The sequence below is a fragment of the Carboxylicivirga sp. genome, assembly GCF_982718395.1.
This window is the reverse complement of record NZ_CEXQWX010000125.1, coordinates 1-17,993: the sequence shown is the minus strand read 5'-3', so window position 1 is coordinate 17,993 and position 17,993 is coordinate 1. Positions and strand designations below refer to the sequence as shown.

At 36.3% G+C, this 17,993-nt stretch carries 18 protein-coding genes; 9 read left to right on the top strand and 9 right to left on the bottom strand.

Annotation, left to right across the window (positions count from 1 at the left end):
• Positions 1-258: 258 nt before the first annotated feature.
• From AC4MRQ_RS18830 to AC4MRQ_RS18810, 5 genes are all read right to left on the bottom strand, one after another.
• The gene (locus tag AC4MRQ_RS18830; RefSeq protein WP_491199256.1) at positions 259-1,212 is read right to left on the bottom strand and encodes an energy transducer TonB; all 954 of its coding nucleotides are present in this window, start codon (positions 1,210-1,212) and stop codon (positions 259-261) included.
• 1 nt (position 1,213) lies between these two features.
• Entirely contained in the window at positions 1,214-1,609 is a 396-nt protein-coding gene (locus AC4MRQ_RS18825) for an ExbD/TolR family protein (protein WP_491199255.1), read from the bottom strand.
• On the bottom strand, positions 1,609-1,998 hold the full coding sequence (locus AC4MRQ_RS18820; RefSeq protein WP_491199254.1) for an ExbD/TolR family protein: 390 nt from the start codon (positions 1,996-1,998) through the stop codon (positions 1,609-1,611). Before AC4MRQ_RS18820 ends, AC4MRQ_RS18825 begins: the two co-directional genes overlap by 1 nt.
• 2 nt (positions 1,999-2,000) lie before the next feature.
• A complete protein-coding gene (locus AC4MRQ_RS18815) occupies positions 2,001-2,696 on the bottom strand; it encodes a MotA/TolQ/ExbB proton channel family protein (protein ID WP_491199253.1) in 696 nt (231 codons plus the stop codon).
• A gap of 117 nt (positions 2,697-2,813) precedes the next feature.
• Complete coding sequence (locus AC4MRQ_RS18810) at positions 2,814-7,208, bottom strand: translocation/assembly module TamB domain-containing protein (protein ID WP_491199257.1); 4,395 nt, start codon at positions 7,206-7,208, stop codon at positions 2,814-2,816.
• A gap of 125 nt (positions 7,209-7,333) precedes the next feature.
• Here AC4MRQ_RS18810 and tsaD point away from each other — a divergent pair, with 125 nt between their 5' ends.
• The 6 genes from tsaD (at position 7,334) to AC4MRQ_RS18780 (ending at position 12,212) form a co-directional block, all read left to right on the top strand.
• Positions 7,334-8,353 carry a tRNA (adenosine(37)-N6)-threonylcarbamoyltransferase complex transferase subunit TsaD gene (tsaD, locus tag AC4MRQ_RS18805; protein WP_491199252.1) on the top strand — a complete coding sequence of 340 codons (1,020 nt, stop codon included), beginning with the start codon at positions 7,334-7,336 and terminating at the stop codon, positions 8,351-8,353.
• A gap of 132 nt (positions 8,354-8,485) precedes the next feature.
• Positions 8,486-8,776 carry a PqqD family protein gene (locus AC4MRQ_RS18800; protein ID WP_491199251.1) on the top strand — a complete coding sequence of 97 codons (291 nt, stop codon included), beginning with the start codon at positions 8,486-8,488 and terminating at the stop codon, positions 8,774-8,776.
• Between the two features lie 12 nt (positions 8,777-8,788).
• Positions 8,789-8,995: a hypothetical protein gene (locus tag AC4MRQ_RS18795; protein ID WP_491199250.1), complete on the top strand. Its 207-nt coding sequence runs from the start codon at positions 8,789-8,791 to the stop codon at positions 8,993-8,995.
• Positions 8,996-8,998: 3 nt separating this feature from the next.
• Entirely contained in the window at positions 8,999-9,898 is a 900-nt protein-coding gene (locus AC4MRQ_RS18790) for a hypothetical protein (RefSeq protein ID WP_491199249.1), read from the top strand.
• Positions 9,891-10,334, top strand: coding sequence for a S24/S26 family peptidase (locus tag AC4MRQ_RS18785; RefSeq protein WP_491199248.1), 444 nt, complete (start codon positions 9,891-9,893; stop codon positions 10,332-10,334). The genes AC4MRQ_RS18790 and AC4MRQ_RS18785 overlap by 8 nt, the downstream gene beginning before the upstream one ends.
• A gap of 90 nt (positions 10,335-10,424) precedes the next feature.
• A complete protein-coding gene (locus AC4MRQ_RS18780) occupies positions 10,425-12,212 on the top strand; it encodes an ABC transporter ATP-binding protein (RefSeq protein ID WP_491199247.1) in 1,788 nt (595 codons plus the stop codon).
• Here the strand turns inward: AC4MRQ_RS18780 and AC4MRQ_RS18775 are convergent.
• The 4 genes from AC4MRQ_RS18775 to AC4MRQ_RS18760 all read right to left on the bottom strand — a co-directional run bounded on the left by AC4MRQ_RS18775 (position 12,209) and on the right by AC4MRQ_RS18760 (position 15,275).
• On the bottom strand, positions 12,209-13,525 hold the full coding sequence (locus AC4MRQ_RS18775; protein WP_491199246.1) for an outer membrane beta-barrel protein: 1,317 nt from the start codon (positions 13,523-13,525) through the stop codon (positions 12,209-12,211). The genes AC4MRQ_RS18780 and AC4MRQ_RS18775 overlap by 4 nt on opposite strands.
• Entirely contained in the window at positions 13,519-14,070 is a 552-nt protein-coding gene (locus tag AC4MRQ_RS18770) for an RNA polymerase sigma factor (protein WP_491199245.1), read from the bottom strand. Before AC4MRQ_RS18770 ends, AC4MRQ_RS18775 begins: the two co-directional genes overlap by 7 nt.
• A gap of 153 nt (positions 14,071-14,223) precedes the next feature.
• Complete coding sequence (smpB, locus tag AC4MRQ_RS18765) at positions 14,224-14,685, bottom strand: SsrA-binding protein SmpB (RefSeq protein WP_491199244.1); 462 nt, start codon at positions 14,683-14,685, stop codon at positions 14,224-14,226.
• Positions 14,682-15,275, bottom strand: a complete 594-nt coding sequence (locus AC4MRQ_RS18760) for a Yip1 family protein (RefSeq protein WP_491199243.1) — start codon at positions 15,273-15,275, stop codon at positions 14,682-14,684. The genes smpB and AC4MRQ_RS18760 overlap by 4 nt, the downstream gene beginning before the upstream one ends.
• Positions 15,276-15,624: 349 nt before the next feature.
• Here AC4MRQ_RS18760 and AC4MRQ_RS18755 point away from each other — a divergent pair, with 349 nt between their 5' ends.
• From AC4MRQ_RS18755 to AC4MRQ_RS18745, 3 genes are all read left to right on the top strand, one after another.
• Complete coding sequence (locus AC4MRQ_RS18755; RefSeq protein ID WP_491199242.1) at positions 15,625-16,263, top strand: DUF5063 domain-containing protein; 639 nt, start codon at positions 15,625-15,627, stop codon at positions 16,261-16,263.
• Between the two features lie 20 nt (positions 16,264-16,283).
• On the top strand, positions 16,284-16,880 hold the full coding sequence (locus AC4MRQ_RS18750; protein WP_491199241.1) for a 3'-5' exonuclease: 597 nt from the start codon (positions 16,284-16,286) through the stop codon (positions 16,878-16,880).
• Between the two features lie 13 nt (positions 16,881-16,893).
• A partial coding sequence (locus AC4MRQ_RS18745; protein ID WP_491199240.1) for a class I SAM-dependent rRNA methyltransferase occupies positions 16,894-17,993 on the top strand: 1,100 nt, incomplete at its 3' end.

Sequence of the window (17,993 nt, the reverse complement as noted above, 5' to 3'; positions counted from 1 at the left end):
ATCCCCTTTTGCGCCTGCCAAAATCGCATTTACTTGTTTTATTGTCATTGGTTCGGGTAAATTTGAGATTTCCTTATTTTCTACCGGATCAAGATTTACAAATTGGCAACTAGCCACAATAAATAACAAAATAGATGTTAGTAATTTCATTTACATTTCATTAACCCGACAATTGGGTAAGTTTCATGTCAATATCGACATGTAAATATAAATAAAACAATCTACTGTTAAAGTGAAGTATTAAATAAAGTATAGATTTTAATCCAATTGAAAATGATAGGTAATGGTTCCCTCTGCGAATGCATTGGCGTTTTCATCAGAGTTAAACCTAGCCCTTAAAGCAGCTTCCTTTGCTTTCCCGATTAACTCACGATCTTGTGTAGTAGAGCCTTTTAATTGAAATTCTGCTGAGGTAACTTTTCCATATCTATCCACTCTAATTTTAATTACAACTATACCATCTTTATTTGATTTATCTATTGGTTGGGGTAAACTACCAACCAATGAGCGACCTTTTAAATCAAAACCACTCCCTGAATCTCCTAATCCTGAACCTGAACGGTTTCGTGAATTGGGATCACCTGTAACATGCCCCTGATTACCACTACCTCCTGTATCTCCTTCAGATGTGCTCTCATCGCTTCCTTTGCCATTAAAGGCACCTGAAACACGGTTACGGGCTTCTGCCGCTTGTCGCTCCTGTTCTTCGCGTTTCTTACGTTCGGCTTCTTCTCTTGCTCGTTTTTCAGCCAACTCCTTTTGGCGCTTTGCTTCTTCTTCAGCTTCTATTCGTTTGCGCTCTTCCTCCTTTTCCCGCTCAATTCGCTCCTGCTCTTCCCTTTCTTTGCGCTCTTTCTCTAATCGTTCTTTTTCTTCTTTCTCTTTTTTCTTTTCTGCATCTGACTTAACAACCGGTGCCTCATCATAGTCCTGGGTTTTCACCTCATCTTCCGGCTCCGGCTCCGCGGTTGCTTGCTCCGGTACATTCTCCACTTTAGGTGGTGGCGGTGTTTTTTGTTGCTCAACAGGTTGCGCCTGCGATTGCTTTGGTTCAACCTCGCCCTGCCCCAGTACTGTATCTCCGAAATTCACCAATATTCCTTCTTCTTCCTGTGGCATGGTCGTCAGTCCAAAGAATATCAATAGCAGCAATACAGCTACATGAAAGATAGTTGTACCTATTACACCGTATTTTTTATCCTTATCTTCCATACTACTTGCCTTGTGTAGCCAATATCAATTTATATTTATTACGTATGGCAATGTCTCTTATTTTGCCAACTACCGAGAAAGGCACCGATTCGTCCACATGTAATGCGATATAAGTATCGGGCGATACTTCAATAATTTCCTTTAATCTGCGTTCGATCTTCCAGAATGGCAATTGCTCGCCTTCAACAAAATAACGTAGATCAGACGTAACTGAAACTGTTGTATTGGGCTTGGCCGATACCTGGTGATCACTTTTAGGCAGTATCATTTCACGAATGGCCTGCGGCGTTACAAGCGTTGATGTAATCATAAAGAAAATCAACAACAGGAATACAATGTCGGTCATTGACGACATGCTGAAGCCAGCCTCTACCTTATTGCGCTTTTTTAATCCCATTACCTGATATCTAAAATTACTTTTATACCATTCGACTCAGCTATATCTAATACTTGGGCTACATTTCCTGTCGATGCATTTTTGTCAGTACGCAATTTCACAATGGTTTTATCATTTCTGCCAAAAGCATTAACCAAGCCCGACTCAATATCGTCGGAAGCAAAACGTTTACCCTCTACATAAAACCGACCCGATTGTGTAACTCGAACATTCAAATACTTCTCAACCACTACCTTTTTTGTTGCTTTCTTTGGGATGAGCAACTTGATAGCATTGGGGTGCACCATTGTTGAGGTAATCATAAAGAATATCAACAAAAGAAATACGATGTCAGTCATCGACGACATGCTAAATGCTGCACTTATTTTTGTTCGTCGCTTTAAAGCCATTATTAGTGTGCCGGTTCGTTTAACAGATCCATAAACTCCATGGTACGCGCTTCCATTTTAAACACCACCTTTTCTACTTTTGCCACTAAAATGTTATAGGCAAAATAAGCGATGATACCAACCACCAGTCCGGTAACTGTTGTTACCATGGCTGTATAAATACCTGATGACAATAGTTGTACATCGATGTTATTGCCGGCATTAGCCATATCAAAAAAGGCCTTTACCATTCCGATTACAGTACCAAGGAAACCAATCATCGGCGCTCCTCCGGCAACAGTAGCTAAAGTAGGCAAGCTCTTTTCCAACCGGCTAATCTCAAGGTTACCCACATTTTCAATAGCTGTATTTACGTCGCTCAATGGTCGTCCGATACGTGTAATTCCTTTCTCAATCATTCTCGAAATAGGAAAATCGTGTGATTGACAAAGTGCTAGTGCTGATTCAATTTTCCCGTCATGGATGTAATCCTTTATCTTATTCATAAAACCGGCATCCTCGTTATTAGCCCGTCGAATTGCAAAGTATCGTTCAAAAAAGATATAAACTGAAACCACTGATAACAAAGCCAATGGAATCATTATCCAACCACCGGCCATTGCCATTTCAATATAATTCATGCTTTTATCAGCTCCTTCAGTCAATTCCTCGACAGGCAGATTCTCGGTATTTGCCTGAATGAATAATAATAGATTCATTGTAAATGTTTTTCTTTAGGTCAATCAAAAAAACAGATAAACTTCATGTTTATCTTCACTTATTAAAATCGAGTCTAAAAATAATAAAAATAGCTTCTCTTTTACGAACGCAAAAGTTTAATCTTTAGTCTGCTGCTCTTCACTCTCTTTCTTATTCTTATTTTTCTTTCCTGTAATCATAAGCCAATATTTATGCATTAGCTCTTCAAGTGAGTCAAACTCTTCTCTAAAGGATACACCTACTCCCTGAGTTGTTGGTGACACACCATATTCATTTATACTAACCAAATCATTATTGGTACGCGTGTAGGCTTTAGCTCTCAAACTCCCTGATTTATTAAGCTTTACTTCTACATCAAAGTCACCAATCAAATTACTCGGTCGTGTTTGGTCTTGCCCATATCCCACATTTCCATTAACAATCACGCGGTTATTGAATATTTGGGTCGACAGGGCCACTTCCACCTCTTCATTTGTTAGTTCACTGGCTGGCCGGTAACTCACACCAATATCTACATCACTACTAATTTGTGATAACCAATGGCTCAACTGGTTTGACAGCATTTCGGTTGTGGTCACCAAGGCTGCGTTGTTGCCCACCGGACTGTTATTTTGATCGGCTGGTGTTTCAGAATAAAAGCGATTAAGCACCAATAGCGACAACACTTGCCGATTGGTCTCTTCTTCAGTACTTATAACAGCATCGATCAAGTTTTGATTATTATCCTGATCGGATGGTGTTTTTATCTCAAACTTTACGTTGGGCTTAGTTAATCGGTCTGTTAACAACATATTACAATGCACTGGTATTCGACGATTGTAATCCTCGCTTGAATACTCAGGTAAATCACTTAAACTGGCTTTTAATTTATAGGTAGCATTCAGATCTATATTTGCATCATAGGGATTACCGTCCCAATTGATAGACGATCCTTGATTGATGATAAACTTCTTATTAAGAACATTCCTTAAAGTAAACAGGTAATCTCCTTCATCAAAATTAAAGTCGCCAAAAAAGTTGATTCCTCCTTCTTTGTCCATCTTTATCTGTAGATTACCATTTCCTTGTCCTCTGAGAATATCACCAACCTTTGAATCAAATATTACCTGGCAACGAGCTTCCGGGGTAATGTCAAGATCCATATTAACCGTCATCCCGGTAAGATCGATTTCGTATTCACTACTTTTATTAACTTCTAATTTCTGTTGATCTTCATCAACAGTCTCAGTTGTATTTATAAAACGGATAAAATTACTTTCCTCAGCACTTTCTTCATCCTGAAGCGGGATAAAAAATTGCGTATTTTCTTTCGTTTCTCCGGCAATATCAATCATTAAATCATTGGTAGTACCTGTTATTGACATATTACCATCGGCATACACTTCTCCATAATACAATGGGTTATCAGTAAATTTTGTATCCATCACCAACATATCATTTCCCAGTAAACTCAGATTATAGCGCATATTCCTGAAGGCATCATGATGGATAGTTCCCTCAAATGTTCCTTGCTTACCATTTCTATCCGACAATTGTGTATTTTTAAAAGTGATAAGGTTTGGATCAAAAATAACGGAATCTGTAATCGAATAAGTTGTTTGAAGCAAGCCAACATCAAAAAATGCTTTATCAATATTTAATCGACCAAGCAGCTCAGGTTTACTAAGAGAGCCTGATATAGCTAACTCACCACTTGCTGTTCCAGAAAGATTCTGCATTATTTTATTGAGGTACAAATTCAAGAAACCAATTTCGAGCCTATCAATATCATAACTTAAATAAACCTGTTTATTTGCCACATCAATAACTCCCCCACCGGTTAAAGGTCTAAATCCGTCTTTATCTATACTTGTACTGATTTTCACCTGATGGTTTTGCTGCAGGTATTCTGCATCGATCATCATATCTCCAATTTCATCCTTATTAAAAACAAAATCATCAACACTCAAGTTACCGCTTATAATTGGCTCTGAATAAATATTTTGAATATCTAACACACCATTTAAGGCACCTGACACCTCCACCTGTTTCAGGTCCTTATAACCAACCATATCCGACAAGCTTATGTTTTGGAAATGCACTTTCAAACCGTCTTTGATCTGACGATGAGCAAAGCCATTTATACCTATCTCCTGATTGGCATGGTAAATCCTGAAGTGCTTCAATGAAAAACCATCAGGATGATAATGCAAGGTTGTCGGCTGAATCTCCCACAAACTATCCTGAACCATCACATACGATGGCAACAATTCAGTGGTAGAATAGATCTTGTTGTTATGATTCTTAAAAACAGTTTTTGTTATAATTGAGCCACTATTTGTGTATAAATCCCAATTATTCCAAAAAACATTGAACTGTAAAGTATCTTTATTAGCAGTATGATGTAAACTAAGATTTTGAAATGTTCCAACATTATTAACATTTAAATCGCTTGCCCTCGAAATCATAAGCAGCTTATTATCCGATCCGGTTGTCAAGTGGACCTCTGGCCGTTGAGCTTTTATACCTTTATAATTCAGATAGTCCATTTCGACCTCCAGATCTATTTCCTCCTGCTCTGTATTATAACTGCCTAAAACCAATCCATTATCTGACACCTCCAATCCCGGTAGCAGCAATTCTGCAAATGCCGACACTTTTTTGAATGTACAGGAAAAATTGAAATCATTTGATTTAACTTCCACATCTTTAACAGGTATTGTTGAAGCTAAGGCAGGCAAGTGAACCAATAGTTTCTTTTTGAGCATGTTTCCCAGATGGGTAAAATTATATGTACCTACCAAGTCACCTTCTGCGATGTCAGATTGCAGAACAATTCGTTTTCTTTCTTCTTCTCTGACCGAAAGAAGTAATAAAGAATCCATCTGAACATTATGTACTTCTGAACTATAACTAAGATCTCTGATATTCAAATACCCAACTATATCATTAAAATCGTTTCCGGATATGTCCGTTTCGATATCTGCAGTCAACGAACTATTCAGAGCCTTTTCAACTATGTTTAATTTATCAAGGTTTATATCTGTCAGATGTGCAATAAATTTGAAATTTGGCACTTCACCTGAGAGGTCTATTTTCCCATTAAAACCAAATTGTCCATTGGGATCATCAATCAGAAAATCTCCATCAAATTGATTATTCGCGAATAGTCCATTAAGTTTAATATTAGTATAATCGTATTCATTAACAGTAAGCGTGTCAACAACTCCGCTTAGAAAAGCACTAAATTTTTCTCCTGAAAGACGGGAACCTTTTATCCCTACAGACATTGACACATCACCAACATAGTCTTCAACACCTGCTAATTTACCAATATCAAAGTTTGTTGTTGATAAGTTACCCGAGAATATTAAATTATCTTGTTCTCCGATTTTAAAGCCCATATCAGTGCTGATTGAACCCAGAGATGAAGTAAACTCTCCATAAGCTACTAAATCAGTTAAGAAGCCGGTAAAATTCCCCTGATAATTTACCCGTTGAAGGTTTTTGAGTGCCGTTGGTAACATTAAAGCTTTCCCTTTAACGTGAGAAAATAACTGTTCAATATCTTCAGGCGATGTGTGAAGGTGGCTAACATTAAGATAGAGGAAGGTTTCATCTATATTTGGCAATCCATTAATATCAAAGCTCGAATATAATCTTGAATGTGGCCCAAAATCAAGTTGCACTTTTCGTCCACTGATATCATCAATGGTTCCATAAAAAACTCCTGACAAACCAACTTGAGTTGCCTTTTTTAATGGGCTAAAGCGTGCTATGTCACCAGCGCTGATTTTTGATTTGTGTACGTTTAAATAAAAATCCTGAATAACATCAATACCTGCTTTAGCAGTGTCTAATTTAAAGTTTAAAGAATCAATCTCAATCGAAGAATTGTTTGCTTGAACAGAACCATCATTCAGAATAATGTTCTCCTGATTAATGGCAATTGAAGCCTGAACATTTTTGAAGTTAATACCATTAGTTGTGTTTAAGCTAAGGTCATCGACATCAAATCGCCATAAACTGTCTTGTTTGATCTTATTAATCCCAATATTAAAATCAGAAACATAAAATCTCTCGCGAATTATTGAATCCTGATAGGAAACATCACCAGATTTAACATCCAGGCTAACTAAATTCAAATACCATTTCGATGCATCTTCTCCCGATTTGGTTCTTTTTAATGCTTTTTCAATAAAATGATAATTATAAAGAGAATCGTGTTTCGAAATATTTATAGTCGGATTCAGTAACGATAATGAATTCAAATATAGCTCCTTACGTTTGAAGAAGACAGAATCGATCTTTGCAGCTACTTGTTCAATAGCCAACAATGTGTCGTTTTGCTGATCAAATACCACCATCTCATCAATCACCAATGTTTTAAATGGCCTTAGATGAATCTTCTTAATTGAAATTTCGGTATTTAAATCCTTACTTAACTCCTTTGTAAAATATTTTACCAACGAGGTTTGAACAACAGGTAATAACAAAATAGAGTACAACAATAGCGGAACTACAAATAGCACCGCCAAGCTAATCAATCCTATTTTGATATTTTTTTTTATACTTTTATCCCGTTTTTAACCCATCAAAATTACGAAAAAGGTGGGAATAATGGTTTGAATAAGCGTAATTCTATCGTACAAAAGTTATGAGTGTGTTAATATTGGGAATAGAGTCATCGTGCGATGACACTTCTGCAGCAGTTTTTAAAGATGACATTATTTTATCTAATATAGTAGCTAATCAGGATGTTCATAAAGCATACGGTGGTGTTGTACCCGAACTAGCATCACGTGCACATCAGCAGAATATTATTCCTGTAGTTGAAAAAGCAATTAAAGATGCAGGTGTTAAAACCGAGGACATTAATGCTGTTGCTTTTACGAGAGGTCCTGGCCTAATGGGCTCTCTATTGGTCGGAACTTCGTTTGCAAAAGGATTTGCTTTGGCAAATAAACTACCATTGATCGAAGTTAATCACCTTCATGCCCACGTATTAGCACATTTCATCAAAGAAGATAAAAATGATACCGATCAACCTCAATTTCCTTTTTTATGCTTATTAGTTTCTGGAGGCAATAGCCAGATTATTGTTGTAAGAGATTATCTTGATATGGAAATTATTGGCCAAACAATTGATGATGCAGCAGGTGAAGCATTTGACAAATGTGCAAAAATAATGGGATTACCATATCCTGGTGGTCCGCTTATTGATAAGCTTGCAAAAGAAGGTAATCCTGATGCTTTTACATTTAGTAAACCAAAAATTAAAGATTACGACTATAGCTTTAGCGGACTCAAAACATCAGTACTCTATTTCCTTAGAGACGAGTTAAAAAAGAATCCTGATTTCATTGAAGAAAATAAAGCCGATATTTGCGCTTCACTGCAAAAAACCATTATTGATATTTTAATGGATAAAGTGGTTAAGGCTGCCAAAGATACTGGCATTACTCAAGTAGCACTTGCCGGAGGAGTTTCTGCTAATTCAGGTTTGCGTAATCGATTAACTGATTTAGCAAAAGAGAAAAAATGGGAAACCTTTATCCCAAAGTTTTCGTACACGACGGACAATGCGGCAATGATTGCTATCAATGGCTATCATAAATATTTAAACAACGAGTTTGTCGAGCAGGATGTTGCACCATTTGCAAGAACTGAATTTTAGAACGCTTGTTAAAATATTCTGATGATTAATCGGGGGGAAATAGTCATTGATCAAATTAATTGCTTCTTTTTATGTAATTGAGCGTTAAAAAATTGAATTTTTATATTTTTGCCCAAGCTTAAAAAAATATTAGTGGGATCGTATTTTTTTATAAAAAAAACCGGCTTTGTAGAAAAGACTGTTGGAAACGAAACAGTCATTGTTCCGTTGGTTGGTAAAGTGGCACAAATGGAGAAGGTTTTCTCATTAAATGAAATTGGATCTTTTATTTATAATTGTTTAGATACACAGCAAACAATTGATAATATAATTGAACTGATTTTAAATGAATTTGAAATTGACAAGAACACAGCACAAGGGGATTTAGAACTTTTTTTGAATAAGGCTGTTGAAATTGGCATCATAGAAAAACGACCTAACTGAGATTAATTGGGAATGAAAGTTAAAAAGACATATAGTAAACCAAATATTGAGGAGCATTACATTGATCAAATGATAAATTTGTGGGAAGGAAGTGAGCCGACTCCTCCAGCGGCAGCTCCGGAAAGTACTCCTTCACTTAAGTCTGCTCCTAAATACGACAATCCGCCTGCTCAAGATTATCCCTTTGGCAGTGATAGTCCCGATTATACAAACATGTAACAAATGGTCGAGGTTCATAAAGCCAAACAATATACAATTGGGGGCATAAGAATTAAAACAAATTTCTTATGCCCCCTTTTCGACTTCGATTTAAAGGGAGGTAGTAGTGATTTTCAGGATAATCAACAAGAAGCTCCTGAATGGACTTTTAACTACCATATTACAAACGATATAAATCAGTTTGGCTGGCAACACCAATTTAAAGGACCTGAGCAATTTGAAGAAGACCTTCCGTATAAATGGTCTGTCGTTCTAATTAATAACTTAGACGGTATATTAGTAGAATTTGATAACCATCCTGATTTCACTTCAGCGATCAATATGATTGACACAGATAAAAAGGAAGTAAATATCTGTTTGCAGGCTAAACACCAAAACAAGATTGTATTTGATCCGTTTATACACCCTTTGGGAATTCTTACTTTAAAAGTAATTGTGCACCACTACGGCGGATTCGTTATACATGCATCAACTGTTAACTATAAAGGCAAAGGGTATTTATTTTCCGCTGTTTCAGGAACGGGAAAATCAACAATGGCAAAAATTTGGCAAGAATACGGCGCAACAATTATTAATGATGATCGATTGATAATAAGGCCTGGTAAAAGTGGGTATATGGCATACAATACTCCAATGCCATATTATCGTGACAAAAATAAGAACGTAAAACTGCATAAAGCATTTCTGATAAAACAATCACCTCGAAACTTTATTAATAAGATGCCTGTTTTGAAAGGAGCATTAGGTTTATTAGGCAATTGCATGCAATTTCAATACGACAAAAATCAGGTCCAAAACCGCTTAGACGCATTACTTGATATTTCGAATCAATGTGGCGTATACGAATGTGGATTTAAACCAGACAAAGAGATTGTGGATTTAATTTTATCTGAAATTGGTTAATCATCAACTACAAATCACCCTAATTCAACTCCTAAAAGACGGACACCAAGTTGAAGTTCCTGCTTTTGGAATGAGTATGTTTCCACTTTTGCTACCAGGCGATAATTTATTAGTTCAACCTTCCATTCCTAAAGTTGGTGACATAGGTGTTTTTGTCTGTAACCAACTCCTTATTGCCCATCGACTGTATAAAATTGAGGACAACTACTACTACTTCAAAGGAGATGGATTAATCTTTCCTGATCGACCAATTTCCGTTGATCATGTATTAGGCACTGTAACAGGACGAAAAAGAAGAAATAAAACAACAATTTGTGAAAGTGGTGTTTTTAGGCTTTTTCGCAAATTTATGCCCGAACTTACATTTTTAACAGGACACTTGTTCTTCTATTCTGGACGCATTTACAGCAAAATATTAGAACAAACAAACCATTAATTTTTTTGAAATTAAAAACTAATTAAACGCTTTAATACACCAATCCCATTTTTATATTAATTTTAGTGTTCATCAACTGAAAACACCCGGATGAAACCTGACAGGAAAATTTCTATAAATCAAATATTTGAGGCTCTCTTAATCGTTTATAAAAGCACGCCCAAATGGACCGTCATCAGTGTTTTTGTTACCTTAGTAAGAGGTTGTATTCCATTATTACTTTTATATGTAGTTAAGCAACTCATTGATGTTGCATCTAATTATATTTCAGGAGTAAACACAACAGATCAGGTTTTACATCTGACCATTGGATTAACCGCATTCTTTTTTCTTATTAATGCCATCAGCGGATCAATCGGTAGCCTTGTTCGGGAACGTCAGAGTCATTTTATCAACGACTACGTTCAAAACATTATTCATCAAAAAACAGTCCACATACCTTACAAATACTTTGAAGATGCCAACTACCAGGATATCTTTTACCGGGCTTTAAGTGATTCCAGTTTCAGGCCAGCAAGAGTTTTTTATAACCTGCTACAGGCTTTACAGAACTGCCTCACTTTACTTTTAATTGTCATTGTATTAACAGGAATTCATTGGGCGATTATACCTATTCTGATTCTTTCCAGTATACCCATTTTTTATTTCAGAATCAGATACACTCGTAAATTATATCAATATAGAAAAGACCACACGGAAGATGAACGAAGGGTACACTACTTCAATCGTTTACTTACGGCCAAAGACTTTGCTAAAGAATTAAGGGTTTTCAATTTAGGCAGACCTTTTAAAATTGAGTATGAGAAGTTTAAACATGACCTGAGAGAGAAACAATGGTCATTAGCTAAGTCTAAAACTATCAGTGAAGTATCAGTACAAGTTTTTGCCTCTATCATCTTACTGTTTATAATCGGGTATGTAATGTTTCAGGCCGTTGAAGGACAAATAACCAGTGGCTCAATGGCTATGTATTTTTTGGCACTTCAAAGAGCGTATGCCGTATTACAGGGACTTCTTAGTAACTTGACTGCCTTGTATGAAGATAATTTATTCTTACAAAACTTCTTTGCTTTTAAGAAGATTGAGATCAAAGCAACTGACTCACAAATTCCATTTCCGAAGCCTTTAAAAAATGCTATTGAATTTAAGAATGTTAGCTTCCGGTACAACGAGAATTCAAAGTGGATATTAAAAGACATTAATTTAATTATACCTAAAGGTAAAACAGTTGCGCTTGTAGGAGAAAATGGTTGTGGCAAAACAACACTTGTCAAACTTTTAGCTCAACTACACGCTCCTGATAAGGGAATAATTACAGTTGACAATACCAATTGGCATAGTTTATCTCCAAAAGAAATTTCAAAAAATATTTCAATTATTTTTCAGGATTTTATGCTGTATAATGTAAGTGCTCAAAATAACATTCGGTTTGGCAACATGAGGCGATGCAACAATTTTGAATCTGTTGTTGAAGCAGCAGAGAAAGCAGGAATCAATCATCAATTCAATAATTTGCCCAATGGCTATGACACTACCCTTGGTACCCTTTTCAAAGGAAGCCAGATGTTAAGCCGGGGTGAATGGCAACGCACAGCACTTGCAAGATCGTTTTATAATACTGATGCGCAGGTTATAATACTCGATGAACCTACAAGTTCTTTAGATGCATTTACCGAAGCCAACCTAATTGCGCATTTTAAAACCATTACCAAAGACAAAACAGCAATCATAGTAAGTCATCGCCTTTCCACCATTAAATTAGCTGATATGGTGGTTGTTTTAAGAGATGGAGGAATTGCTGAAGTTGGATCTCCACTTGAACTGCTTGACAAAAAGGGCGCATATTATGAAATGATCAATTCACTGGAATACAATTAGCGAATCACAAAGGTCACTCCTCCATAAATACCAAAAGAATACGGTTGAAACTCATAGACATCACTTGAGCTTATTGAGTTTAAGAAGTATTTAAATCGAGGTTCTAAATTCAGGCGGATCATTTTTGTTAAAGGAACATCTACTCCTACCCCAACTGAGCTACTCAATACAAATGATTTGATATCACTTGTTTCTCCTATTTTTTGTTTCGATCCGTTATCAATGGAATAAGCAGAGTTATCGACTAAAAAATTGGTACTAAGACCACCTGCAAAAGTCAAATATGGAAATTGTTCAAACAAAGTATATCTCGCCAGCATAGGAATTTCAATATACCCAACTGTTTGCTTAATCGAATTTATTGAGCTAAAACTTGTATTCTCAACAAAACTCATGTTGTCGGATAACGCCATTGGTTGTTTATTTCCTCCACCCACAATTGCCCCCAATGAGTTAGCATATTCAATGCTTTTTGCCTTTTGAGCCTGAGAGAAAGCTTCATTAAATGATCGAGCATTGTTAGGGCTGTTAACTTCCTGACCAATCTGAGCATATAAAATCCCTGATTCAAAGCTCCAACGAGAATTTGTCTGTACCCTAACCTGCAAACCTCCTCCTAATGAATTAATGCCGCTTTCATTAATATTCATATTGGCATTACTAAGCATCTCATTACTTCCATTGCTCACTTTGCAATTGTAAGCTGGCGAAATAACACCTCCTAAAGTTATTGTTGCTTTTTTCCTATTTTTCTGAGATTCAAGTGGTGAAGGATACAAAGGATAGTATTTTCTTTCAACTTTAACATGTAATTGTTTATCTATATGATATTCATGTTGCAAGCCAACCGTTTTATTCGATGCCAATAATTTAAACTCAGATTTTTTTACACCTTGCAATACTTCTATAAGACCTGCGCTTTCATTCGAATTACCATAAATAATTAAGTTATTGGCATCTGACGATGATAATTCTTTTATTTCTTCTTTTTCTTCTCTGGTACTTGCAATTAAATTTGAGTCTTCAATATTTTTATCTCCAACACGACTTTCTGATTCCTGATTATTTTCTACCACAGGATCAGTATTGACATAAGGCTCACTCACATTGTAAAATAATCGAATAGAAAGGAGCAAAAGGCCTATTAAACAAGCCGCAGCAACACTTCTCCATATCAGAAGTGTACGCCTGTGAGTCTTCTGTCCATTAAGTTTTTTATCTAACGACTCCCAGACATATTCACCCGGAGTTACTTCGTATCCTGATAAACCATCACTAAAAACTGTATCTATATCTTTCTTTTCTTTCAACATACAGCTTGTTTTTTCTCCAACAATTTATTTTCGATACTCTTTTTAAGCCATTGGCGAGCCCTAGCCAGATTAGATTTTGATGTTCCAACTGAAATCCCAGAAGTTTCAGCGATTTCGGCGTGTGAATACCCTTCAATTACATACATATTAAACACCAGCTTGTACTTAGGAGGCAACTCCTGGATCATAGCGATTAATTCATCATGACTAAATGAACATTCAGGCACCTCCTCTCTCCCATCATCAGCCAATATCGGGAACTCATCAACCAAAATCTCCGGCTGTTTTTTTCGATAAACTTCGATTACCGTATTAACCATGATTCGACGAACCCAACCTTCAAATGAACCCCGAAAATTAAACTTATCAATATTATTAAATACCTTGATGAACCCTTCTTGCAAACAATCTTCTGCCTCGGTTTTATCTTTACAATAACGCAAGCACACACCAAACATCTTAGCAGCAAAAGTCTGATACAATAGCTTTTGTGCCGATGTCTTTTTCCGTTGACAAGCTTTTATTATTTCGTCAAGATTATCCAAGGCAACGTTATCTTTTAGTCTGAGAGGTACTATAAACAAAACTCCTAAACTGAAAGAAATATTGCTGAAGTTTCAACTTCAATTCCATCTCATAAATTAAGGATTCAATAGTCAGATGGAAAAAGTCTGAAGAGGTTGCGTATATAGCAACATTTAATATTTTTTTCTGGCACGGTCCATTTCCCGACCAGCATCTTTCATTTTAAGTGTTTCACGTTTATCGTGCTGCTTTTTACCTTTAGCCAATGCTATTTCAATTTTTACAAATCCACGATCATTAAAAAACAATCGGATCGGAACAATTGTCAATCCCGATTCTTTAGTTTTACGCTCCAGTTTCTGAAGTTCCTTTTTATTCAGAAGCAATTTTCTTTCCCGTTCGGGCTGGTGATTATTAAATGTTCCATAAAAATATTCGGAAACACGCATGCCTTTCAGCCAAAGTTCTCCTTTAACGAAATAACAATAAGAATCGACCAAACTGGCCTTTCCCAGACGAATCGATTTTATTTCTGTACCAACAAGCTGCAAGCCGGCATTAAAGCGTTCGATTAATTCATAATCAAAAGTGGCACGTTTATTTCTGATATTTATTCTGGATGATGGTAAACTCATACGGTTAAGTTGCTAATAAAAACAAATAATCGGTGTATTAATGATGGCATTAAAAGGATAACCAAACCCAGCAAAACTGTCATCCAAATATGTACTTCTCTTGATAGATTTTTCAAAGTACTTAAACCTATCCAGACAAGATATATTGAATAAAGGTTAATAATACTGCCAATTATTATTGCTTCAGGAATTAATGCACTAATGCTTCCGCTTAAATATAAAATACTTGATGAGTAGGCAATCAGCTGAAATAATTCTTCCTTAAGAATCTCTTGCTTAAAGACCACTAATAGTTTTAAAAATAAATAGTAGATCAAATACAATCCGAAGAAGCAGGAAGAAAATGTAAAAACAGCTTCCTTTAGTGCCGATTCAAAATCTAATTGCTGATGACTTATTAAATATCCAACAAAAACGGTTAAAGAATAAAAACCAATAATTGGCAAACTAAATTGTGTAAGTACTTCGTTAATTGATTTACCTTCCGAAATAATTAATTGCCATTCTTTATGAGGTTTAATGATTAATTCCTTTAAACGCCCAATTAGATTTTTGTACAATACACTTAAGCTAATTGCTTCTTTACTCATTCAATCCCTTTTAATTTGACACTATATGACAGATCAAAAACAACCCACCAATTAAAAACCCAAAAATAACAATTTTATCCGACAGTGGTTTATAACACCTACAGGCTGGCTTGTAATTATTGCCTGAAAAGCCTTATCACATCTACTCGCTTAGGCATTCCTTAACCTTCTATATATCTCATTACTAACACAACGTTGGGAATATCTCAATAATGTAACCACTAAAACTCAAGTAGACTATCCGATTTTTAAAAATCAGAGGACAACAATATTACTCACTAATTTTTGTTACTTTTGCCCCTTAAAATTATCTGCATTGTCTCAAAACTAGGGTGACTAATTAGTTTGTATGGAAGAATCATTTGAGCACATCGTCTATTCTAAAAATGTTATTGAATTTGTAACTGTAGCTAAAGAGTACTGTTCCTTCGTTGAATCTGCTAACAACCTCGATCGCAAACAATTCGTAACTATCGCTACTCGCATTATTCCACTGCTTTACTTAAAAGCTTCGGTTTTACCTAAAGTGGAAAATGAATTAGATGATAGCATCGAAAAAACAGTGGATGAAATGGTCTATGCTCAAATTCAGGATGGCATTTCCGGTAAACTTGGTCGCTTTAATGATTATCTCGAAGTATTTAACCCTGATATGCAGAGAAGTGATACACCGATCATCTCTTATATAAGTGAGGATATGGCCGATATCTATCAGGATTTAAAGGATTTTATATCAGCTTATCGTATTGGTGTTAATGAAATAATGAACGATGCGCTTGCTGACGTTGTTAATAACTTTGAACTATTTTGGGGACAAAAGATTGTTAATACGCTAAGAGCATTACATGCCCTGTTGTATGGAGAAGAAAACCTTGAAGAAGAAAAAGGTGAAGAGACGTTCCAGCAAAACCAGCAGAAAGAGAATTGGTTTAACAGAATGCAACAGGACTGGTCGGATGACAATAACGATGATAACCCATTACTCTAAATAAAAGCCTTATAGTATAAATGGAGAAAACCATTACAAAAGAAGAATTGAGCCAATTACCACTAAAGCATTTTGAAGGTCAGGTTGACGTTGTTGAAGACCCAAAAGTTGTTGAGAAACTGGTAGGTGAGCTTGAGCGATATGAACACATAGGTTTCGATACAGAAACCAAACCTTCGTTCCAGAAAGGAAAAATCAACAAAGTATCATTGCTTCAATTCTCAACCAACAAAAAAGCCTATTTATTCAGATTAAATAAGACCGGACTTCATCCGGCGTTACTTCGCCTGTTATCCGATCCCAACGTAAAAAAAATCGGCGTTGGAATAAGGGATGATATAAAGGGCTTAAATCGCCTGGCAACTTTTCGGGCAGCCGGATTTGTTGAGCTGCAGGATCATGTTAAAAAGGTTGGAATAGAAGATACCAGCTTAAAGAAACTGGCTGGGTTAGTACTTAATTTCAGAGTGAGTAAACGCCAGCGTCTGTCCAACTGGGAAGCACCACACCTGAGCGAAGGACAAATTTTATATGCAGCTACTGATGCCTGGGTGGCTTTGGAGTTATTGACAAAATTATCAGAAAAGTTCCCGGCTTTTGAAGCACAAACGATATAAGATTAAAACATTGATGTCAGAAAGACCACAATTAGTACTTAAACAAGGAAAAGAACAGAGCTTAAACCGATTTCACCCCTGGATTTTTTCAGGTGCAGTAAAGGGTGTCAAAGGTCCCGAACTTAATGAAGGAGATTTAGTTGATGTGCTCGACAGCCAGGAAAACTTCTTAGCAACCGGTCACTATATTATTGGCTCAATTGCAGTTAGAATACTAAGCTTTAAGCAGGAAAATATTGATTATACATTCTGGAAAAACAGAATTCAAAACGCCTATGACTTGCGTCGTTCAAATGGTCTGATAGATAACGAACATACCAATGCTTTTCGTTTGGTACATGGCGAAGGTGATTATCTGCCTGGTTTAATCATTGACTTTTACAACGGAACGGCAGTGGTTCAGATGCACACTGTTGGTATGTACCTGCAAAAAGATACAATCGCCAAAGTCTTGCAGGAGGTATTGGGCGATTCGCTTCAATCCATCTTTAATAAGTCAGAAGGCACAATGCCTTACAAAGCGGACATTGAAGCGGTCAATGGCTATATTTATGGCAAAAGCTCTGAAAAGATTGCTCTTGAAAACGGACTCAAATTTAAAGTTGACTGGGAACGAGGCCAGAAAACCGGCTTTTTTGTTGATCAACGCGAAAACAGATCATTAATCGAGCATTACAGCAAAGGCTGTGAGGTTTTGAATATGTTTTGCTATACCGGTGGTTTCTCCTTTTACGCTATGCGAGGTGGTGCCAAATCAGTTCATTCGGTTGACAGCTCAGAACGTGCTATCCAGATTACCAACGATAATGTAGAATTAAATTTTCCGGGTGATAACCGGCACGAATCATTTGCAGTTGATGCCTTTAAATATCTGAACAAAATTAAAGATAAATACGACCTGATTATTCTTGATCCACCGGCTTTTGCCAAACATATTAATGTTGTTAAAAATGCGCTTCAGGGGTACAGGCGACTAAATGCCAAAGCTTTGGAACAGATCCGTTCTGGCGGTATATTGTTTACTTTTTCCTGTTCGCAAGTTATAAGCAAAGAACAATTCAGAACAATGGTATTTTCAGCTGCTGCCAGAGCCGGACGTAAAGTCAGAATACT